This window comes from Corynebacterium maris DSM 45190, from assembly GCF_000442645.1.
Classification (GTDB): domain Bacteria; phylum Actinomycetota; class Actinomycetes; order Mycobacteriales; family Mycobacteriaceae; genus Corynebacterium; species Corynebacterium maris.
The window spans coordinates 889,378-909,639 of sequence record NC_021915.1 but is presented as its reverse complement, the minus strand read 5'-3'; the positions used below and the strand labels follow the sequence as shown (position 1 = coordinate 909,639).

Below are 20,262 nucleotides of genomic sequence, written 5' to 3'. Positions count from 1 at the left end.
CTGGATGAGTGTTTTCGCTCAAAGACTTCTTTCGACGACTGACCGGTTCTGCGTCCGGCCGCGCCTCCCAGGGGGCGGCTGCGCTCGACCCCGCCGAACTCTCCGCCGACTGGTTGATCGTCGGCCTGGGCAACCCCGGTCCGAAGTACGCCGCCACCCGCCATAACGTCGGTTACATGGCGGCGGATGACCTGTTGGCCGCCGACGGCGACGTGCTCGCTCCGGTGCGCGGTGTGCCGGCGGAGGTCGCGGTGTTGACCGTCGAGGGGCAGCGGGTGGTCGTCGCGCGGTCGACGACGTTCATGAATCTTTCCGGTCAGGCGGTGGAGCCGTTGGCCGGGGCGCTCGGGTTGCCGCCGGAGAAGGTCATCGCGATCCACGACGAGTTGGATTTGCCGGCGGGCAAGGTGCGGGTGAAGCTGGGCGGTAACGAAAACGGCCACAACGGGTTGAAGTCGATGACGGAGCATCTGGACACGCGGGATTATCTGCGGGTGCGGATCGGCATTTCTCGGCCGCCGAAGGGCGTCCGGGTGCCGGATTACGTGTTGGGCCCGGTGGGCGGGGGCGAGGATTTTGACGCGGCGATCGCCACGGCCGCGGAGGCGGCGCGGTTGATCGTCACGGCCGGCTTGTCGGTGGCGCAGAACAAGATTCACTCCCGCTGAGCCGGGGGCGTCGTTTAGCCTTGGAGAAGGCCGGCGATGCGCTCGAGGTCGTCGAAGATGGCGGCCATCTCCTCTGGGCGACGCTCGTTCGGGGCGGCGCCATTGTCGTCGAACTCGGTGAACAGGTTCAGGTCCAGCTGGTTGCGGACGTCGAACATGCTCAGGTTGGCGACGATGTTGCGCCAGTGCTCGACGGCGCGGACGGCGCCGGCGGAGCCGTAGCCGACGAAAGCGACCGGCTTGTCGGACCACTCGGAGCCGAGGGAGTCGAAGGCGTTCTTGAACGGGCCCGGGACAGAGTGGTTGTACTCGGGGGTGACGAAGACGTAGCCGTCGAGGGCGTCGATCTTCTCGGACCAGGCGGTCACGGCCGGATCCTCGTACCGCTTGTTGGCGGCGCCTGGGACGACGGCGGAGCTGTTCAGGGGGACGTTGTAGTCGTTGAGGTCGACCAGCTCGTACGCGGCGTCGCCGCCGCGGGCGTCGGCCTGCTGCTTGACCCACTGCGCGACGGATTCCGCTGCGCGTCCTTCGCGGATGCTGCCGATGATGATGCCGAACTTCATGTGGTGGTCCTCCATTCACAAGCCAATAATGTGTACCTGTCAACAATAAATCATGGTCGCGGAATATTCCAGGGCGCCGCCGAATGAGAGTTCCTTCATCTTCGCTTCACTCTCCCCTCATAGGCGCTGACCTGGGGGTTACGGAAAAATCAGTGTCTTACACTCCCCTGGCGGTCCCCGCTTACGGTGAGCCACACTGAAGGTGAGCTCAAGAAGAGCCACCCACAAGTTCACAGTCGTTCCGGTTTTCCGGAACCCTAGCGAGGGGCTGGCGCCTGCGTCATGTTGAAGCAGATCGGCCCCGGATAAGGACCCCTCATGCTTTCCCCCACCTCAATCCTCGCCGGCGTCTTGGCGTTGCTGGCCCCGCTGGGCGTATCTGCCGACCAAGGCCCGGACACCCCGGACGCCGTGACCGTGCAGGCCGCCGCCCCCGCGGCCGCCGCTGAATCCGCCGACGCCTCCGAGACCATCTCGAAGGAGCGTTCCCTGGAGATCGCCCACGAGCACGCCGGAATCACCGCCGACCAGGTCACCCACCTCGACGACCACGAGCTGGACTCCGACGACGGCCGCCAGATCTGGGAAATTGAATTCCACGCCGACGGCTACGAGCACGAGTTCGACATCGACGCCCGCACGGGCGAAGTGCTCGACTACGAACGCGACCGCGAGGACGACGACGCCCCGGCCCCGGCCCAGCCGGGTCCGAACGACCGCCTCTCCGGTGAACAGGCCCTGCAGATCGCCGTCGACCACGCCGGCGTGGGCGCACCGAGCCACGTCGACGACCTCGAGCTGGACTCCGACGACGGCCGCCAGATCTGGGAAATTGAATTCCACGCCGGCGGACTGGAGTACGAGTACGACGTCGACGCCCACTCCGGCGACATCCTCGAGTTCGAGATCGATGATTAAGTGACGCCGCTGCGCCCGGCCGGTTTTCCCTAGACTGGCCGGCATGCGCACCATCGTCATCACCGGGGCCTCCGACGGCATCGGCGCCTCGGCCGCCCGTATCCTGCACCGCGCCCGCCCGGAGGACCGCCTGGTCCTGATCGGGCGTGACCCGGCGAAGACAGCCGCCGTGGCGGAGTCCGTGGACGCAGAGTTCCACACCGCCGACTTCTCCCGCTTAGATGAGGTCCGTGCCCTGGCCGACGACCTCGGCGAGCTGGGCCGCATCGACGTGCTGGCCAACAACGCCGGCGGAGTGTTTCCCGGCCCGGAGACCACCGTCGACGGTTTCGAGAAGACCTGGCAGGTCAACGTCGTGGCCCCGTACCTGCTGACCAACCTGCTGCTGCCGACGTTGGTGGCCTCGCGCGCCTCCGTGGTGGCGACCGCGTCGGTGGGCTCGTTGGCCGCCAAGTTCAACCTCGACGACCCGAACACTTTCCGGGGGTTCACCCCGGACCGCGCCTACGCCAACGCCAAGCTGGGCAACATCCTCTTCACCAAGGAGTTGCACCGCCGTTTTCACGATCACCGGCTCAGCGCCGTCGCGTTTCATCCGGGCGTGATCGCCACCAGCTTCGCACAGGAGTCCGGCGCCGGATTGTTGCACAAGATGTACGGTGGCCCGCTCGCCCGATTCTTCGGCGGTTCCGCCGCGGGCGGGGAAAACCTCGCCCACTTCATCGCCGGGGTGCCGGGGGTGCACTGGGAATCGGGGCGGTACTACGACGACCGGCGACGACCGGGCCTGCAGCGGCCCATCGCCAAGGACCTGGGCGTGGCCAAGCGTGTCTTCGAGGACCTCGGCGAGGCGTTGAATGTGAGCTGGTAGCGCCAGCGACTAGGCTAAACAGCCATGAGCATCGCCCAAGAAGCGGCCCGCCGCCGTACCTTCGCCGTCATCGCCCACCCGGACGCCGGTAAGTCCACGCTGACGGAGGCGCTCGCGCTGCACGCCCACATCATCTCCGAGGCCGGCGCCACCCACGGCAAGGCCGGCCGCAAGGCCACCGTCTCCGACTGGATGGACATGGAGAAGGACCGCGGCATTTCGATCGCGTCGTCCGCGCTGCAGTTCGAGTACGCCCCGGAGGACCACGAGGGCGAGCCCTACATGATCAACCTGGTGGACACCCCGGGTCACGCGGACTTCTCCGAGGACACCTACCGCGTGCTCACCGCCGTCGACGCGGCCGTCATGCTGATCGACGCCGCCAAGGGCCTGGAGCCGCAGACCCTCAAGCTGTTCCGCGTGTGCAAGGCCCGCGGTCTGCCGATCATCACCGTGATCAACAAGTGGGACCGCGTCGGTCGGGAACCCCTGGAGCTCGTCGACGAAATCGTCAACGAGATCGGCCTGCAGCCGACCCCGCTGTATTGGCCGGTCGGCGAGGCCGGCGACTTCCGCGGTCTGGCGCACGTCACCGAGGACGGCGAAGTCGACGGCTACGTCCACTTCACCCGCACCGCCGGCGGATCCACCATCGCCCCGGAGGAGCACTACTCCCCCGACGCCGCCGAGGCGAAGGAGGAGGACGTCTGGGAGACCGCCGTCGAGGAGGCCGAACTGCTGGCACTGGACGGCGCGGTCCACGACCAGGAGCTCTTCGAGAGCTGCGAAACCTCCCCGCTGATCTTCGCCTCCGCGATGTTGAACTTCGGCGTGCACCAGATCCTGGACACCCTGTGTGCGATCGCCCCGGCGCCGCGCCCCCGCGACTCCGACCCGAAGGCCGTGGCGGTGTCGACCTCCGCGATGGACGAGACCCGCGACCTCGACGACGCTTTTTCCGGCGTCGTGTTCAAGGTGCAGGCCGGCATGGACAAAAAGCACCGTGACACGCTGGCGTTCATGCGGGTGGTCTCCGGCGAGTTCGACCGCGGCATGCAGGTCACCCACGCCCAATCCGACCGCAGCTTCTCCACCAAGTACGCCCTGACGGTCTTCGGCCGCACCCGCGACACCGTCGACTCCGCCTTCCCCGGCGACATCGTCGGCCTGGTCAACGCCGGTTCGCTCGCGCCGGGTGACACCATCTACGACGGCCGCAAAGTGCAGTTCAAGCCCATGCCGCAATTCGCCCCCGAGCACTTCCGCACCCTGCGTGCGAAGTCGCTGGGCAAGTACAAGCAGTTCCGCAAGGCGCTCGAACAGCTCGACGCCGAGGGCGTGGTGCAGATTCTGCGCAACGACCTCCGCGGCGACGCCTCCCCGGTCATGGCCGCCGTCGGCCCCATGCAGTTCGAGGTCATGCAGGCCCGGATGGAAAACGAATACAACGTCGAGACCGTCACCGAACCGGTCCCCTACTCCGTGGCCCGGCGCACCGACGAGGAGTCCGCCGCCGAGTTGGGCCGTCAGCGCGGCGTCGAGGTGTTCACCCGTTCCGACGGCGAGCTGATCGCCCTGTTCGGCGACAAGTGGAAGCTGGCCTTCATCGAGCGCGAGCACCCGAACCTGACCATGGAACCGCTGGTGGCTGACGACTGACACGGTGCGCCCCGCCCGGGCGGTTTTCTGGTCGTGTGTCGAGAAAGTTTCCGCCCCGCCCTTGTGCGTGCGATCACATTAGGTTAGGGTCACCTTCATTGACTTTCAGGAGGCGCCATGACCATCACTGCCACGTACGCGAAAAACCTCACCCGTCGGATCCTCAACGGGGCCGGGTCGGTGTCGTTCGTCCCATACAAGCTGGACCCGACCCGCAGCATCCCGGTCGTTCTGCACGGCATCGACGCAGCCGGCCGCATCATCGTGGTCTGCCGCGCCGATGAGTCCGACTGGCTGCCGAATACCGAAGTTCGCGTCGATGGGGTGAAGAAGGCGTTGGAGCTGTCGACGAACATCACCGTCGCCAGCCTGCATGGGACGGGCCAGTTGGCCTGGCTCCCTGCCGGGGAAGCCGTGCCCGGGATCGGGCTGGACCCCGCGCCCCACCTTCGTTTCGGCGTGGTCGACCTTGAGCAGGTCCATCTGCATTGGCCGTGCGGCGCCACGATGGTGCGGATCGCCGAACTTAGCGGCATGGCCGACGACGCCCCGGCGATCGACGAATTGGAGGTGCGCGGCCGCCTCGACGCCTTGGGCGAGCGCCGCCTGGCCTCCCTGCACACAGAGGTGCTCACCGGGCTGATCGACGGCGAAGTCCTCGACGACCGCAAGCTGGCCCTGCGCAAGAACCACCGCGACCGGGTGTGGGTCGGCGACGTTGACGGCCAAGGCCTCATGCTCATCGGCGCCGGCACCCAGCGCATCAGCGTCACCTTCGTACGCTTCCCGCAGCCGGCGGATTCCGCCGAGGAAATCGCCGATGCGGTGGCGGCACTGGCCTAGCGGCACGGTGTGCCCGCGGTGGAAAACGACTCAGCGAGCCTCGTAGGTGGTGCACGCCGCGCTGTCGGCAACCTCAATGCCACTGGCGGAGCACAGCAGGTTGGAATTGTGCACGCAGTCGACGCGGTGGCAGGCCCCGACCTGGCCCCGACCGTCGCTCAGCCCGGCACGGACGTCGAGCTCGGCGAAGGTGGTGCAGGAGGCGCTTCCGGTCACGCCACCGACGGTGATGGCGACGGCGGTGCAGCTTTGACTGTCGTTGAAGGCGCAGGCGGTGGCGGCGCAGGTGCTGACGGGGGCGGTGGCGGTGGTCATGACGGTTCCTTCCGGGATCTTTTCGATGAGGGAGGAGTTCTCCCAATCATTGCCTAACCCCTCCGTGACCTTGAATATACGCGCATCCCTGCAGCTAGAGGGGCCTTTATTAGGCAAGCCTATACTTTGGCGACACGATAGTGGCAGGTAGTGATTTTGACGCAATCATCGTGTCAAATTAACCAACCCCATTTCGGGGGTGTTATGTGGCCAGAAATTTTTCCAGCGCCGACCACTCACGCCGCGTCTGTTCTTGACCTGCCTCGAAGGCCAGCCGGAGCCGTTTCACCCTACGTTCGCCCGTGCTCACCGGCATGACTTCCGGGAAGAACACTTTCGCCCGCCCCTGGTTCTCCAGCTCCAGGATGCGGCGCTTGGCCTCGTTGTAGATGGCGGGCCGGTTGATTTGCGCCTCAGCCACCGCGGGCCAGCGGCGCAGCACCCGCCGCACCGCCTGCGGGCGGGTCACCTCCGGTTTCCAATAGTCCCGCGGGCGGGACATGATGACCAAAAACTTCGAGTACCCGGCCCGCTCGGCGGCGTCGATGAGCAGTCCGCCGGATGTGCCCATCGCGCCGTCGACGTACGGCTCACCGTCGATCACCGGCATGTTCATCACCACCGGCAGCGTCGACGACGCCCGCACCCGGACGTTGACGTCGGTGGCCGTGGCCATGTCCGCCCGGTTCCACACCACCGTCTGGCCCGTCGCCGCCTGCACCGCTTCGATGTGTACCTGCGCCGGGTGCTCGGCGTAGGCGGTGAAGTCAAAGGGAAGGTCCGCGTCCCCGGAACGCTCGTAGATGTATTCGGCGTTGAAGTAGCCGGTGCCGCGGGCCAGCGATCCCCAACCGCCGAACTCCGGGAAGGCCGCGAAATCCGTGAAGCTGATGCGGGCGCGTTCCGCGTCGCGGCTCAAGTAGTTGAGGGTGTGGCTCGACCCGGCGGAGATCCCGCCGACCCAGCCGACGTCCACGCCTTCGCGGATCAGGGAGACCACGGGCGCTGCGGTGTAGGACCCGCGCATGCCGCCGCCTTCGATTACCAGGGCCACATCAGATGCATCGATCACACCCCGCGATTCTAGCGGAGGCTAGCATCGGGGCCATGGGATTTTTAGACCGCATCCTGGGCCGGGGCACGGCGGAGAACCTGCCGAAGCTGCCGACTGAGGTGGAAGAGGTGAACGTCGGCACGCTGCGGGTGCGCACGGCCGCGGAGTGGGTCATGGTGATCGCCTCCCCCGACGCCGCGGACCAGCTGCTGGACGCCGCCCGCAGCCGCCGGGCCCGGCGGCTGCACCCGGGAGGGCGCCCTTTGACGGTGGTGCCGGTGAAACGGGACAAGCGCATCGTGCTCGACCCCAAGGTCGGGTGGGTGCTGCCTTTGACCGAGGTACAGGCTGAGGCCTTGGTCTCCGGTGCGCGCAGCGAGCCCGGCGAATACGAGATCGCCGACCTCGGCCTCGCCTTGGTCGTCGAAAAGCAGTGACCTCACCCCTCCCCCACTGAGACACGGCCCACACCACCCCTCTCGTCGCGGGGTGGCGAGCTGGCCAGTTTTCCGGAAATTCATGCCGGGGACACGTGGCGGCCACGCCCGCCCCGGGCCGTGCACCCCAACCTCTCACCCAACTCGCTCATGTTGACTAAACTCGACACGCAGACATTTTTGCGTATGGAACTGTCTGGTCTTTGTCCCCGAACGTGTTTGGAGTAACAGTGAAGGTTGCGATTCTCGGCGGCGACGGCTTCTGCGGATGGCCTGCGTCCCTCTACCTCTCAGATCAGGGACACGACGTGATCATCGTGGATAACCTGTCCCGGCGCGCCATCGACGCCGAGCTCGGCGCGGAGTCGTTGACCCCGATCGCCGACATCGATGAGCGCATCGCGGCCTGGAAGGAAGTCTCCGGCAAGGAGATCGGCTTCCGTAACTTCAACGTGGCGGAAGATTATGACGAGCTGCTTGATTTCCTGGTCACCGAGCGTCCCGACGCCGTCGTCCACTTCGCCGAGCAGCGCGCTGCGCCGTACTCGATGAAGAATTCGCGCAACAAGCGCTACACCGTGGACAACAACACCAACGCCACGAACAATCTGTTGGCCGCCATCGTGGAGTCCGACTTGGACATCCACGTCGTCCACCTGGGCACCATGGGCGTCTACGGCTACGGCACCGCCGGGATGAAGATCCCGGAAGGCTACCTCGACGTCGAGGTCACCGCCGACGAGGACGAGCACGGCAATGCGGTCGAGCCGCACCGTGTCCCCCAGCAGATCCTGTACCCGACCAACCCGGGCTCGATCTACCACATGACCAAGGTGCTGGATCAGACGCTGTTCGCCTTCTACGCGAAGAACGACGAGCTGCGCATCACGGACCTGCATCAGGGCATCATCTGGGGCACGACCACCGAGCAGACCGCTAAGGACGAGCGTCTGATCAACCGTTTCGACTACGACGGCGACTACGGCACCGTACTCAACCGCTTCCTCATGCAGGCCGCGGTGGGTTACCCGCTGACCGTCCACGGCACCGGCGGCCAGACCCGCGCGTTCATCCACATTCGCGACATGGTCCGGTGCATCGAGATCGCCCTGCAGAACCCGCCGACCCGCGGGGAGCGCGTGAAGATCTTCAACCAGATGACCGAAACCCACCGCGTTCGGGATCTGGCGAACCTGCTGGCCGAGATCTCCGGCGCCGAGGTGGCCAACGTCCCGAACCCGCGTAAGGAGTCCGCGGAAAACGAGCTCCACGCGGTCAACGAGACGTTCCTGGACCTGGGGCTGAACCCGACGACGCTGTCCGAGGGCCTGCTGCACGAGGTGGAGGAGGTCGCCCGCAAGTACGCCGATCGCGCCGACATGTCCAAGATCCCGGCGCGTTCGCTGTGGACGAAGGACAATGAGGCCGGTGAGCCGGAGCGCGTCACCGAACCGGCGGCCGTGGCCAAGTAAAAGGAGATCTCGGGCACGTGAAGATCTCGATGTTCACGGAGGTCTTCCTCCCCAAGATCGACGGCGTGGTCACCCGTGTGACCCGCACGATGGAGCAGCTCGCGGAGCTGGGCCATGAGGTTCAGCTCTTCGCTCCCGGCGATCCGCCGGCCGAATACGCGGGCTTCACCGTCAACCGGGTGCGCGGCATCTCCTTCAAGCCCGTCTATCCGGAGATCAAGGTCGGCATGCCCACCCCGTCGATCGCCCGGAAGATCGAGGAGTTCCAGCCCGACGTCATTCACGCCGTCAATCCGGTGTGGCTCGCCGCTTTCGGGGTGCTCTCCGCCAAGCGGCGCGGCATTCCGCTGGTGGCGAGTTTCCACACCAACGTGCCCGAATACACCGAGTCGTTGCGCATCGGGTGGTTGCGCCAGCCCGCGGCGGCGTGGATCCGAACGCTGCACAATCAGGCCGCGGTCAACCTGTGCACCTCCGGGCCGATGGTGGATAAGGCCACCGCCCAGGGCATCCGCAACGTTGAATTGTGGCCCAAGGCCGTGGACACCGATGGCTATTCCCCCGAACGCCGCTCGCGGAAGATGCGCGCCCGGCTGACCGACGGGCACCCGGAGGCCCCGTTGGTCATCTACGTGGGCCGGTTGTCCGCGGAGAAGAACCTGGACCGCCTCGCGCCGATCATGCGTAAGGTGCGCGAACGCGTGCCTAACGCACGGTTGGCGATGGTCGGTTCCGGGCCGCAGGCCGATGATTTGAAGAAGATGATGGACCCGGCGTTCACCACCTTCACCGGCTATCTCTCCGGCGCGGATCTGCAGTCGGCGTTCGCTTCCGGCGACGTCTTCGCTTTCCCGTCGGTCACCGAGACCCTCGGTCTGGTGGCGTTGGAGTCTTTCGCCTCCGGTGTGCCGGTCGTCGGCGCCCGGGCCGGCGGCATCCCGTTCGTCATCGACGAGGCAAAGACCGGGTATCTGGTCGAGCCGGAGGACTACGACGCGTGGGCGGAGCGCATCGCCCTGTTACTCAACGACGAGGCCCTGCGCACCGAGATGGGCCACACCGCCCGCTCGGAGGCGTTGCGCCACGGCTGGCGGGCGGCGACGGAGTCACTCGTCGACTACTACCAGCGCGCGATCGACGAGCACCGTAGCTAGACGAGGTACAGGCATGGAGAGCAAAGATACGGATGACGTGCGGGTGACGCCCGAGGAGGCGCAACACCTCCTGGACGACGTCTCCGCTATCCGTCAGTCCCTGCAGTGGCAGCCCAACCTCTCGGTCGTCACCCTGCTGGCGGTGCTGTTCGCCGCCCTGGTCGCCACCGGCATCTGGGAAATGCTCACCTGGACTTTTTCTCTGTTGGCCCTGATCTTCATCCTGTTCGTGGTGTTCCGTAAGCAGCTCTTCACTCCCCATACCCGGGAACGCCCAGTGGTGGATTTCGACCAAGAAAAGGGTAAGAAGAGTAATTGGTGGCGGGAATCGGTCTGGTTCCTGTGGACGCCGGTCGTGGTGCTGCTTCCGGCGGAGCCGCGTTGGCTCGGTCTGATCGCCGGCATTCTGGGCGGCCTGCACATCCACTACGCGCTCCGGAGCACGTGATACCTGCCCTATGGACAACGCACTCGATCCCGTCCTCCGCCCCGTCACCCGGCTGCGCATCTGCGCAGCGCTGAAAGCCGCCGGAGCCACTGAGGGCGGCGACGCCGCTGACCGGGAGATGTCCTCCGCCACCCTGCGGAACGTGGTCGACGTCAACGACGCCGCTTTATCGGAGCAGCTCGGTGCGCTGGAGTCGCACGGGTATGTCGCCCACGACCGCATCTACGGTTTCAGCCGCGCCAAAAACACCGTCTGGGTCCGTCTCACCGCCGTTGGCGACGCCGCCCTGACCAGGTATCTCGCCGCTCTGCGGCACATCGCGAATAGGGTCGAGAATTAAAACAGGTGCAGCACCCCGAGCAGCACCAGGAACACGGCGACGCCGTAACCGCCGATCTTGGTGACCTTCTCGGTGTTTTCGCGCGCCCACTGAAACGCCCGACCCGGCGGCGAGTACGGGTATTTCCGTACCAGGCCGACGAGCACGGCCGTAAGCGTCGGCAAGCTCAGCGCGATGGTGGCGTAGAAGAACATGCCGCCGTAGCGCACCCACGCCGAGTAGTCCCCCGCCGACAGCACCGCGATGCCCAAGAAGAACGGGCCGGAGGTCAAAGACTGCACCACGCCGAGCACAAACCCCGCCAGTACCGTCCAGACGCTGGGGGTGCGCAGGAACTTCAGGATCATGTCCACCAGTTCGCGGTTGCCGCCCGGCTTGGTGCGCCATACCCCGATTGCGGCGATCAGACCGACGGCGATGAGGATGATGCCGAAGACGGGCCCGTCGATGAGCGTCTGGACGAAGTCCTCCAGCCCGTCGAAGACGAACATCACGCCCAGCGCAAGCAAGAAAACCCCCAGCCAATCACCGAAGATCAGCAAGGGGGCCACTTTGCGGTACTGTCCGCGCGGCAAGATGATGCCGATGGCGACGACGACTGCGATGAGCAGCGCGTTGACGGAATCGGCGAACGCGAGACTGACGGCGGAGAACATTCCCGCAGTCTACCGGGCCAGCCGCCGGCCCGATAACGTCAGGACTTTACTTCAGGTCGGTGACCTTGACGCGCTCCGGCAGGACCTTCGGGCGGGCTCCGGCGAGCTTCTCGACGATGCGGATGACCTGGTTGGAGTAGCCGAACTCGTTGTCGTACCAGACATAGAGCACCAGGTGGTTGTCGTTGGCGATGGTGGCCAGGCCGTCGACGACGCCCGCGTGGGTGGAGCCGACGAAGTCGGTGGACACCACGTCCGGGGAGTTGATGTAGTCGATCTGCTGACGGACCTCGGAGTGCAGGGAGACGTCGCGGAGGAACTCGTTGACCTCGTCGCGGTCGACGTCGATCTCCAGGTCCAGGTTGAGCACGGCCATGGACACGTCCGGGGTGGGCACGCGGATGGCGTTGCCGGTGAGCTTGCCCTCCATCTCCGGGATGGCCTTGGACACTGCCTTTGCGGCGCCGGTCTCGGTCAGCACCATGTTCAGTGCGGCGGCGCGGCCGCGGCGCGGGCCCTTGTGGATGTTGTCGGCCAGGTTCTGGTCGTTGGTGTAGGCGTGGACCGTCTCGACGTGGCCGTGCTTGATGCCGTAACGGTCGTTGATGACCTTGAGCACCGGGGTGATCGCGTTGGTGGTGCAGGACGCGGCGGACAGGATCTTGTCCTCGTCACCGTCGGTGATCATCTCGTGGTTGATGCCGTAGACGATGTTCTTGACGTCGCCCTTGCCCGGGGCCGTCAGCAGCACCTCGCTGACGCCCTTCGACTGCAGGTGCTGGCCGAGGGCCTCGCGGTCGCGCCAGATGCCGGTGTTGTCGACGACGACGGCGTCGTCGATGCCGTAGGCGGTGTAGTCGATCGCCGCCGGGTCATTGGCGTAGATGACCTGGATGCAGGTGCCGTTGGCCCAGATGATGTCGTTTTCTTCGTCGACGGTGATGGTGCCGTTGAACGGGCCGTGGACGGAGTCACGGCGCAGCAGCGAAGCACGCTTGGCCAAGTCCTCGTCGTTGCTCTTGCGCACCACCACGGCGCGCAGGCGCACGCCGCCGTAGGTCGCCTCCCGGGCGACGAGGATGCGGGCCAGCAGGCGGCCGATGCGGCCGAAGCCGTAGAGGACGACGTCGCGGGATTCGCGTGCGGAGCTGGTGCCCATGGCGTCGGTGAGCTGGGACTCGAGGAAGGCGCGCAGGTCGGTCTCGTCGCTCTTGGCGAACTGCGCGGCCAATGCACCCAGGTCGATGGAAGAGGTGCCCAGGTCCATGTCCACCAGCTCACGCAGGATCGGCAGCGTCTGGTCGAGCGGGAGCTCCTTTTCGACGATGCGGCGGGCGTAGCGGTGCGACTTGATGATGTCGACGTCCGTGACTCCGATGAGCAACCGGCCGAAGATCGAGGTGACCACGTTGTGCTCACGGTGAAGGCGGCTGATCAGGGGGAGCATCTCCTGCGCCAGTTCGAGTCGGTCGTTCCAGTCCTGTTGAGCCTGCTGCTGCGAGGTCACGTTCCCCATCCTTTTGTAGAGGTTGCCACTTCGGTCACGAATCTTGGGCCTCACTGTACCGCGCGAGCAGCGCACGAGCAGCGGAAACCACCCAAGTGTTCACCCCCAAACACTACTTCCAGAAGACGGGGTCTGTGAACACCGGGGGTAACCGGCCCCACCCGCCGACGGACATTCAGTCCCCCAGGCCAGAGGGGTTATTCTGAGAGTCATCACTTCTTCCCTTTTTTCGGACAAGGACTCTCCCCGCATGGACCTGCCCCCTCCCGCCACTGTCGCGGACGTCATCGCCGACGGCGCCGTCGCTCAGGCGGACCTGGACGCCGTCCTGGCGGGAGCCTCCGGCACGGTCACCGGCGTCGAATACTCCGGCCCCCAGCCGACGGACCCGGCCGAAGACGCGCTCGTGGACGTCCGCGCGCATTTCAGCCGCTCCGGCTCCGTGCCCCTGCGCGGGGTGCGGGTCGCCGTCATCCGCGCCGGGCGCTGGACCTGGCTGACCCGGCGCGGCGCCGACTTCCCCGTCCCGGAACTGAGCGGCGCCTGGCCGGCGGCCGATGACCTGCTGCGGGCGGCGCGCACCCTGCTGGGCAACGTCCCCGTGCTGCTCGCCCCGCATTCCGACGGATCGACGTCCGTCGTGGCGGTGGACGTGCCGGCCAGCACCTCCGACACCCGCACCGCTGTGCTCAACGGGGTGGCCGCCCTGGATGAGGCGCTCGATGCGGAACGTGCCCTCATCGGTTTCGCGGCGGCCCGCGGACTGGGGATCGAGCGCACCTCCTTCGGCGTGGAGTACAGCGACGGCGTGGCCGTGGAGATCGTCGACGGCCGGGTGGTGGACATCCGTGGCGGGGCGAGCCTGGCGGAGGTGCGCGCCGATGCCGTCTACACCTCCGAGGAGCATCAACTCCTGCTCAGCGGCATGTTCCCGCAGGCTCAGCTGCAGCCGGACCTGCGTACCGGGTTCGGCCGGTTGTCCGGTTCGCACGGCGCCGGCCTCGAGGTGCGCAGTGAGATCCTGGGGGTGATCGTCGACGAGGAGTGGGTGTGGGCGTGGGCGGATCCGCAGCTGGCCGGCACCCCGGCCGCGGGCCCTGCCTCGGTGTCTGCGCGGGTGCGTCGGTTCGGCGGGGACAACGCGATCCCGGCGTTCGTGCGGCCGCGCACCACGCTCGAGCTGGCGCGGGCGGACGCTCTGGTGGAGGCGGCCAAACCCGTCGCCGGCCTGTGGGCGCATCTCACCGCCCCGCTGACGCCGACGGTCACGGGCGTGTTCCTCCTCGACGCCCCGGCCCTGCGGCTGCCGGGCGCCACGGAAGCCGCGGTGCGGGCTACGCTGCGCACGGAGGCGGGGCGCCGGGTCGACCAAGAGCGGGCGGCGGTGTCCTACGCCCGGTTCCGGCGTCTGCCGCACCGGGTAGCCGACGGCGTCGTGCACCTGCAGATGCCCGACACCGGCAACGACGTCACGGTGCCGTAGTAAACTCCGCGTCGCGGGTCTTGTCCACCAGCACCGCGCGCACGCCTTCCACGAAGTCGGGGTGGCGGCGCATCTTCTCCCCCATGACCCGTTCGTTGTCCAGGGCCTGCGCGAGGTCGACCTCCAGGTTGGCGGCCATCAGTTCAGTGGATCGGGCCAGGGACGTGGGGCTGGCGCCCGCGGTCAACTCGCGGACCAGAGAGACGAACTCCGCGTTGTCGTGGCTCTTCAGCGCCCGGTCGATCTCCGCCCAGGTGTCGTGGCCGAAGGTGGCGTCGATGTCATTGATCAGTTCAGCCAGCCGCGATTGCTCCTCCGGTTGCGTGGCCAGCTCAGCCAACACCTGGTCGACGCCCTTCTCCACGATCGCCTCCGCCACCCCGTCGGCGGCGTCCACGTGGTGGGTCGCCAGGCCCGAGGCCAGCATGTCGGCGGCGGTGAGCCGGTATCCGGTCAGGGCCAGGAAGCGCCCCGTCGCCGGGCCGAAGCGCAGCGTCTGAAAGACCTGCGACATGCCGACGTCGGTGACATACCCGATGGCCGTCTCGGGCATGGAGGCGAACGCCGCCGGGGTGATCACCCGGTGACTGCCGTGGGCCGATATGCCCAGACCGCCGCCCATCACCACCCCGTCGATGAGAGACACATAGGGTTTCGGGAACTCCGCGATCTCCCGGTTCATGGCGTACTCCACGGCGAAGAACTCGTCCGCCTTCGCCGCTTTCCCGGCCAGAACCTGTTCGCGGGCCCAGCGGACGTCGCCGCCCGAGCAGAACCCCTTCTCCGAGTTGGACAACACCAGCACCTGGGTGATGGCGACGTCGTCACGCCACTCGCGCAGTGACTGCGCCACGGCCTCGACCATCTCCGGCGTTAAGGCGTTGATCGCCCGCGGCCGGTTCAGCCGGATGACTCCCGTAGTGTTGCTGATGGACGTGATCACTGCTGCTTGCTCATTCATGGCGCCCAGTGTGCCAGCGCAGCGCCAACCAAGGAGGATAAGTTTCGGTGTCGTACCGGATCATCGCCGTAGACATGGACGGCACGCTTCTCGACGCCCACGGCGCCATCCCCGCCGCCTTCCGCGACGTCATGGCCTACGCCGAGGACACCGACGTGGTCATCGCCCCGGCCAGCGGACGCCAACTGCGCACCCTGCAAGACATATTCGGAGATTTCTCCGACGCCGTGCCGGAGGCCTATATCGCCGAGAACGGCACCGTCGTGTCGTATCAGGGCGAGATCGTCTCCACCACCGCCCTGCCCGCGGATCCGGTGCACGCGATCATCGACGCCGCCGAGGACTTCGTCGTGGTCGTCTGCCGCCCCGACGCCGCCTATATCCCCGCCGGCCTACCCGCCCCGATGCTCTCGGAGATCGACAAGTACTACCACTCCACCGTCGAGACGTCCGATCTGCACGACGTCGTCACCGACGACGTGGTCAAAGTCGCCGTCTACACGCCCGGCGACGCCGAGGCCGAGGTGTTCCCGGTGGTCGACGCCGCCGCCCCCGACGCGAACGTCGTCGTCTCCGGGGCGAACTGGGTCGACGTCATGCACCCGGAAGCCGACAAGGGCGTGGCGCTGCGGGCGTTGGCGGACGCGTTGGGAATCGCCCACTCAGAAACCGTCGCTTTCGGCGACTACCTCAACGATTACGCCTTGCTGCAGGCCGCCGGCACCGCGTGGGCGATGGACAACGCTCACCCGGAGTTGAAGGCGATCGCCGATCACATCGCCCCGTCCAACGTCGACCACGGCGTGGTCACGGTGCTCAAGGAACACTTCGGGCTGGGGTGACGGGCCGTACCTGGCTACGTGGTGAATTCTGGATGATGAAAATCCACGGCGCCAGGTACGCTCCGCCCGCCTTTTTCCCGGTCTTTCATCACCTATTTTTCACCTTCTACCCGCTGAGGCGGAATGCCCGCCGGCTCTCCTCCCGGCACTCCCACCCACACACGGTGAATTCTGATTGGTGAACATCCGCGACAGGTCATGCATCGAGCTACACGGTGGCCCGGATTTTCACCAACCGGTATTCCGCAAGCACTCACAGGCACCGCCGCAACCGCGACTTATCCACAGATGGCCTCCTCGCCCTCCCCCCCCCGCCAGTCCGCACAATGCTGTGCTGGAGGCATGGATCTCGCCGCCCTTCTCACCGACACCCGCGATCTCCGCGCCACCTATCTCACTGACCCCGTTTGGCAGCAGGTGGCGGAGGGGACGATGAGCAAGCTGTCTCCCAATCACGTCATCGCCACCGAGATTTATCGACGTCTCCCGTGGTTCCACCAGAACACGCTCCGAGCAGCGACGGCCGGGTTAAGCGCCACCCGCTCTCTCGTGATCAGTCGCTCAGCTGCCCGGCTGCACGGTCTCTGGGTCATCGGGCGCCCACGTGAACCCGTCGAAATGACCTTATTGTCCGGCCACTCTCGGCCCTCACCACCACCTGGCGTCATCTACCGCCGTCTCCGGCTTCGCGCAGAAGACACCGCTCGGGTTCACGGCGTCCCCGTCACGTCCCTGGCACGATCAGCCGCAGACGTTGCCCGTTATCACGGGTGGGAGGAGGGCCTGGTCGTGTTCGACAGCCTGTTGCGTCGAACCGCCATGCCGGGACAAGACGCTCAGCGGCTGGCCCGCTATCTCGAGGGACTGGGCCCACTCAAAGGCATCGCCTTCGCTCGCGCCGCCCTCTCTCACGCGTCCCCGTTGTCGGAGTCGCCTTATGAGTCCTTGGCCCGCGCCCAGTTGCTCGCGGCGCAGAGACGGCATCCGCAGATCCGGTCCGTGCAGCTGCAACGGCAGATTGATCTCGAGGACACTTTCCGCTCCACGCATGGGCTCCACCGCACCGTCGCCCGGGTGGACCTTCTGGTCAACGACCGGGTGGTGGTGGAGGGGGACGGGGAAAGCAAATACGACGGCACGTTCGGAGATGATCCGAATGCCGTCGTAGTTGATGAGCGTAAACGAGAGAAGAGACTCCATAATCTGGGTTATCTCGTTCTCCGCGTTTCGCCACGGGAGATCACGGCGAATGAGCTTGTGCCGTGGGTGGTGCGGGCTACTTCTCGACCGTGAACTCCGCCATCTCGTCCCATTCGGTCTTGCCGGGGATGAGCGTGTTGATGATCTCGGGGGTTTCCTTCAGCAGCGTCGGGAAAAGCTCCTGGGAATCCTTAAAATGCTGGGACTGCACGTGCGCCTCGGCGGCGTCGTCGTGGAAAGCCTCGATGAGGATGTAGAGGCCCGGATCCTCGGTGGAGCGGTACCAGTCGAAGAAGATGTTGCCTTCCTCGGCGCGGGAAGCCGCGGTGAAGTCAGCGACCTTCTCCATGAAGTTGTCGACGTATTCATCGCGGGGACGGAACTTGACGTTGATGAGAATCATGTCACCTATCCTAGCGATCTCCGCCGCCGCGCGCCTAGTAGAGGAAGTACTCCACCAAGTAGACGGTGTCGTCGACGCGCGCCGACGCCACGCCGAATCCGGTGCCGTTGGCGGACTCGGTGACCGGCTGATCCAGCCAGCCGATGCGCGCCTCGGCCTCCTCGACGGTCAGACGGTAAATGTTGCCGTCGCCGGTGTCCAGGTGGGTGTTGCCGCGGCCGACCCCGCCCAAGAACTCGACCTGGCCGGTCATGGCCTCGCCCGCCCACTGCGCGGCGATCTCCCATGCCACCGGGTCAGCGTAGTGACCCATGCCGGTGAGGTTCTGGCCGGTAGCGGCCAGCAGACGCCCCTCCACGCCCTCAGCGGTGAACGCCGGAACGTCCTGCTGCGGCTCAGCCTCCACCGGAGCCGGAGCCTGCTGGATGCCGGCCTCCGCCTGCACCGGCGCGTCGGGCAGAGTCTGCGCACCGGCGGGGACGGCGAAAGTCGCCGTGACGGCGAGGGCGGCGGCGGTGAGGAACGCGGAAACTCGTGCTGTGATCGACATACCTCCACTTTGCCACCGCTACGCAGCGGAAAGGCACAGCGACAAGACACGATTCCATAACGAGTGGGTTACGTTACCGCGCCCGACGTCCTTAGCCTTCGAGCTGCTCCCCGAGCTCCAGCCACTCCATCTCCAGGCCCTCGTGGTCCTCCCGTGCCTCCCGCAGCCCCTTGTCCACGTCCGCGAGCTTGCCCAGGTCCGGATCCTCCGCCCCGGAGAGCACCGCCATCTCCTGCTCGAAGGTGGCGATGCGCTCGTCGAGTTTGGCCATCTTGCGCTCCACGGCGTTCATCTGCTTGCGCAGCTCACGCTCCTCCTGGGAGCTAAGTCGCTTTTCCTCCGCCGACGCCGCCGGGGCGGATTTGTCGCCCAGGTCAATGACCCCGCCACCCTCCGCGGCCGCCATCGCTTTGCGACGCTCGAGGTACTCCTCGATGCCGCCCGGCAGGTTCGTCAACTGCCCGTCACCGAATAACGCGTAGGTGTTGTCGACGATGCGCTCGATGAGGTAACGGTCGTGCGAAATCACTACCAAGGTGCCCGGCCAGGAATCCAGCAGCGACTCCAGCTCCTGCAGCGTGTCGATGTCCAGATCGTTGGTCGGCTCGTCCAGCAGCAACATATTCGGCTCGCCCATCAACACGCGGGTCAGCTGCAGGCGGCGGCGCTCACCGCCGGAGAGGTCCCGGATGAAAGTGCGCTGCCGCTTCGGGCTGAACCCGAGCCGCTCAGCCAACTGCGAGGCAGAGACCTCCCGCTCCCCGATGGTGACGTACGTGGCGACGTCCTCCACCGCGTCAATGAGCCGGCGGTCCGGATCCAGATCATCGAGTTCCTGGCGCAACCATCCGATGCGCACGGTCTGGCCCTCGATGCGCTTGCCCGCGGCCAGCGGGTGATCGCCGGCCAGGGCCCGCAGCAGCGTCGTCTTGCCCGAGCCGTTGACGCCCACCAGGCCGATGCGCTCCCCCGGCGCCAGCCGCCAGGTCAACCGATCCACGAGCGGACGGCCGTCGGGGGCTTCGATGCGCGCGTCCTCCAGCTCCACGACGACCCGGCCCTGGCGCGACTTGGAAAACGACATCAGCTCGACCTTGTCGCGCGGGGCGGGCACGTCCGCAATGAGCGCCTCCGCCGCCTCGATGCGGTACCGCGGCTTGGAGGTGCGCGCCGGGGCCCCGCGGCGCAGCCAGGCCAGCTCCTTGCGGGCCAGGTTCTGGCGGCGCTGCTCGATGGCGTCGGCCTGACGGGAACGCTCGGCGCGCGCGAAGGTCCAGTCGTTGTAGCCGCCTTCGTAGGCGTCGACCCGCCCGTCGTGGACCTCCCAGGTCATATTGGCCACGGTGTCCAGGAACCAGCGGTCGTGGGTGACCACGACGATGGCGAGTTTGCGCGAGAGCAGGTGTTCTGCCAGCCACTGCACGCCCTCCACGTCGAGGTGGTTGGTCGGCTCGTCGAGGACGATCAGGTCCAAGTCCTGCACGAGCGCCGCGGCGAGGTTGACGCGGCGGCGCTCACCGCCGGACAGCCCGCCGACCTTCGCGTCGAGCCCCAGCTCCATGATGCCGATGCCGCCCAAGACTTCGCGCACCCGTGCGCTGGAGGCCCATTCGAAGGTCTGCAGGCCGAGCGGCTCGACGACGACTTCGCCGATGGTCAGCTCAGGGTCGAGTTCGGCGCGCTGGGTGACCACCGCCATCCGCACATCGGAGGTGTGGGAGACGCGGCCGGAGTCCGGCTCCTCGACGCCGGTGAGCACCTCGAGGAGGGTGGTTTTGCCGCCGCCGTTGAGTCCGACGACGCCGATGCGGTCGCCGGTTTGCACGCCGAGGCTCACCGAGTCGAGCAGGGTCTTGAGGCCGTAGGATTTGGAGACATTCTCCAGATTGATCAGGTTCGCCATGATGGGACTCAG

Annotated in this window: 22 protein-coding genes; 13 read left to right on the top strand and 9 right to left on the bottom strand. The window is 66.5% G+C overall.

Annotated features, from left to right (window positions below; all coding sequences use genetic code 11):
* Positions 1-8 precede the first annotated feature (8 nt).
* On the top strand, positions 9-668 hold the full coding sequence (pth, locus tag B841_RS04355; RefSeq protein WP_020934274.1) for an aminoacyl-tRNA hydrolase: 660 nt from the start codon (positions 9-11) through the stop codon (positions 666-668).
* Between the two features lie 14 nt (positions 669-682).
* Here the strand turns inward: pth and B841_RS04350 are convergent, their stop codons facing one another.
* Positions 683-1,234 (bottom strand): NADPH-dependent FMN reductase, encoded by a 552-nt coding sequence (locus B841_RS04350; RefSeq protein WP_020934273.1) that lies wholly within the window; start codon positions 1,232-1,234, stop codon positions 683-685.
* Positions 1,235-1,552: 318 nt separating this feature from the next.
* Here B841_RS04350 and B841_RS04345 point away from each other — a divergent pair, with 318 nt between their 5' ends.
* The 4 genes from B841_RS04345 to B841_RS04330 all read left to right on the top strand — a co-directional run bounded on the left by B841_RS04345 (position 1,553) and on the right by B841_RS04330 (position 5,525).
* Positions 1,553-2,152, top strand: a complete 600-nt coding sequence (locus B841_RS04345) for a PepSY domain-containing protein (protein ID WP_020934272.1) — start codon at positions 1,553-1,555, stop codon at positions 2,150-2,152.
* A 43-nt stretch (positions 2,153-2,195) separates the two neighbouring features.
* Positions 2,196-3,023, top strand: coding sequence for an SDR family NAD(P)-dependent oxidoreductase (locus tag B841_RS04340; protein WP_020934271.1), 828 nt, complete (start codon positions 2,196-2,198; stop codon positions 3,021-3,023).
* Positions 3,024-3,047: 24 nt separating this feature from the next.
* A complete protein-coding gene (locus B841_RS04335; protein WP_020934270.1) occupies positions 3,048-4,682 on the top strand; it encodes a peptide chain release factor 3 in 1,635 nt (544 codons plus the stop codon).
* Positions 4,683-4,799: 117 nt separating this feature from the next.
* Positions 4,800-5,525 carry a hypothetical protein gene (locus B841_RS04330; protein ID WP_020934269.1) on the top strand — a complete coding sequence of 242 codons (726 nt, stop codon included), beginning with the start codon at positions 4,800-4,802 and terminating at the stop codon, positions 5,523-5,525.
* Between the two features lie 30 nt (positions 5,526-5,555).
* Here B841_RS04330 and B841_RS04325 read toward each other — a convergent pair whose 3' ends face one another.
* Together B841_RS04325 and B841_RS04320 are read right to left on the bottom strand one after the other, a co-directional pair.
* A complete protein-coding gene (locus B841_RS04325) occupies positions 5,556-5,840 on the bottom strand; it encodes a DUF1540 domain-containing protein (RefSeq protein ID WP_020934268.1) in 285 nt (94 codons plus the stop codon).
* A 202-nt stretch (positions 5,841-6,042) separates the two neighbouring features.
* The gene (locus B841_RS04320) at positions 6,043-6,912 is read right to left on the bottom strand and encodes a patatin-like phospholipase family protein (RefSeq protein ID WP_020934267.1); all 870 of its coding nucleotides are present in this window, start codon (positions 6,910-6,912) and stop codon (positions 6,043-6,045) included.
* A gap of 35 nt (positions 6,913-6,947) precedes the next feature.
* On the opposite strand from B841_RS04320, the gene B841_RS04315 reads away from it, so the two are divergent.
* The 5 genes from B841_RS04315 (at position 6,948) to B841_RS04295 (ending at position 10,745) form a co-directional block, all read left to right on the top strand.
* Entirely contained in the window at positions 6,948-7,331 is a 384-nt protein-coding gene (locus B841_RS04315) for a hypothetical protein (protein ID WP_020934266.1), read from the top strand.
* Between the two features lie 230 nt (positions 7,332-7,561).
* The gene (locus B841_RS04310; RefSeq protein WP_020934265.1) at positions 7,562-8,803 is read left to right on the top strand and encodes an NAD-dependent epimerase/dehydratase family protein; all 1,242 of its coding nucleotides are present in this window, start codon (positions 7,562-7,564) and stop codon (positions 8,801-8,803) included.
* A gap of 17 nt (positions 8,804-8,820) precedes the next feature.
* Positions 8,821-9,957 carry a glycosyltransferase family 4 protein gene (locus B841_RS04305; RefSeq protein WP_020934264.1) on the top strand — a complete coding sequence of 379 codons (1,137 nt, stop codon included), beginning with the start codon at positions 8,821-8,823 and terminating at the stop codon, positions 9,955-9,957.
* 13 nt (positions 9,958-9,970) lie between these two features.
* Positions 9,971-10,405 carry a hypothetical protein gene (locus B841_RS04300; protein WP_020934263.1) on the top strand — a complete coding sequence of 145 codons (435 nt, stop codon included), beginning with the start codon at positions 9,971-9,973 and terminating at the stop codon, positions 10,403-10,405.
* Positions 10,406-10,415: 10 nt separating this feature from the next.
* Positions 10,416-10,745 carry a transcriptional regulator gene (locus tag B841_RS04295; protein ID WP_020934262.1) on the top strand — a complete coding sequence of 110 codons (330 nt, stop codon included), beginning with the start codon at positions 10,416-10,418 and terminating at the stop codon, positions 10,743-10,745.
* On the opposite strand, the gene B841_RS04290 is transcribed toward B841_RS04295, so the two are convergent.
* Together B841_RS04290 and B841_RS04285 are read right to left on the bottom strand one after the other, a co-directional pair.
* Positions 10,742-11,401 carry a sulfite exporter TauE/SafE family protein gene (locus B841_RS04290; RefSeq protein WP_020934261.1) on the bottom strand — a complete coding sequence of 220 codons (660 nt, stop codon included), beginning with the start codon at positions 11,399-11,401 and terminating at the stop codon, positions 10,742-10,744. The genes B841_RS04295 and B841_RS04290 overlap by 4 nt on opposite strands.
* Before the next feature lie 46 nt (positions 11,402-11,447).
* On the bottom strand, positions 11,448-12,917 hold the full coding sequence (locus B841_RS04285) for a glyceraldehyde-3-phosphate dehydrogenase (protein ID WP_052337728.1): 1,470 nt from the start codon (positions 12,915-12,917) through the stop codon (positions 11,448-11,450).
* A 241-nt stretch (positions 12,918-13,158) separates the two neighbouring features.
* On the opposite strand from B841_RS04285, the gene B841_RS04280 reads away from it, so the two are divergent.
* The gene (locus B841_RS04280; protein ID WP_020934259.1) at positions 13,159-14,391 is read left to right on the top strand and encodes a DUF6882 domain-containing protein; all 1,233 of its coding nucleotides are present in this window, start codon (positions 13,159-13,161) and stop codon (positions 14,389-14,391) included.
* Here B841_RS04280 and B841_RS04275 read toward each other — a convergent pair.
* On the bottom strand, positions 14,378-15,352 hold the full coding sequence (locus B841_RS04275; RefSeq protein ID WP_041631743.1) for a 3-hydroxyisobutyryl-CoA hydrolase: 975 nt from the start codon (positions 15,350-15,352) through the stop codon (positions 14,378-14,380). The two genes, B841_RS04280 and B841_RS04275, sit on opposite strands and share 14 nt — an antisense overlap.
* Before the next feature lie 47 nt (positions 15,353-15,399).
* Here B841_RS04275 and B841_RS04270 point away from each other — a divergent pair, with 47 nt between their 5' ends.
* Both B841_RS04270 and B841_RS13840 read left to right on the top strand, forming a co-directional pair.
* On the top strand, positions 15,400-16,194 hold the full coding sequence (locus tag B841_RS04270) for a Cof-type HAD-IIB family hydrolase (protein WP_020934257.1): 795 nt from the start codon (positions 15,400-15,402) through the stop codon (positions 16,192-16,194).
* Positions 16,195-16,983: 789 nt separating this feature from the next.
* Positions 16,984-17,487: a hypothetical protein gene (locus B841_RS13840; RefSeq protein ID WP_156844700.1), complete on the top strand. Its 504-nt coding sequence runs from the start codon at positions 16,984-16,986 to the stop codon at positions 17,485-17,487.
* Here the strand turns inward: B841_RS13840 and B841_RS04260 are convergent.
* From B841_RS04260 to B841_RS04250, 3 genes are all read right to left on the bottom strand, one after another.
* Positions 17,471-17,797: a putative quinol monooxygenase gene (locus B841_RS04260; RefSeq protein WP_020934255.1), complete on the bottom strand. Its 327-nt coding sequence runs from the start codon at positions 17,795-17,797 to the stop codon at positions 17,471-17,473. The genes B841_RS13840 and B841_RS04260 overlap by 17 nt on opposite strands.
* A 34-nt stretch (positions 17,798-17,831) precedes the next feature.
* Positions 17,832-18,347 (bottom strand): hypothetical protein, encoded by a 516-nt coding sequence (locus tag B841_RS13305; RefSeq protein ID WP_020934254.1) that lies wholly within the window; start codon positions 18,345-18,347, stop codon positions 17,832-17,834.
* Positions 18,348-18,438: 91 nt separating this feature from the next.
* Positions 18,439-20,250 carry an ABC-F family ATP-binding cassette domain-containing protein gene (locus B841_RS04250; RefSeq protein WP_020934253.1) on the bottom strand — a complete coding sequence of 604 codons (1,812 nt, stop codon included), beginning with the start codon at positions 20,248-20,250 and terminating at the stop codon, positions 18,439-18,441.
* Positions 20,251-20,262: the final 12 nt, after the last annotated feature.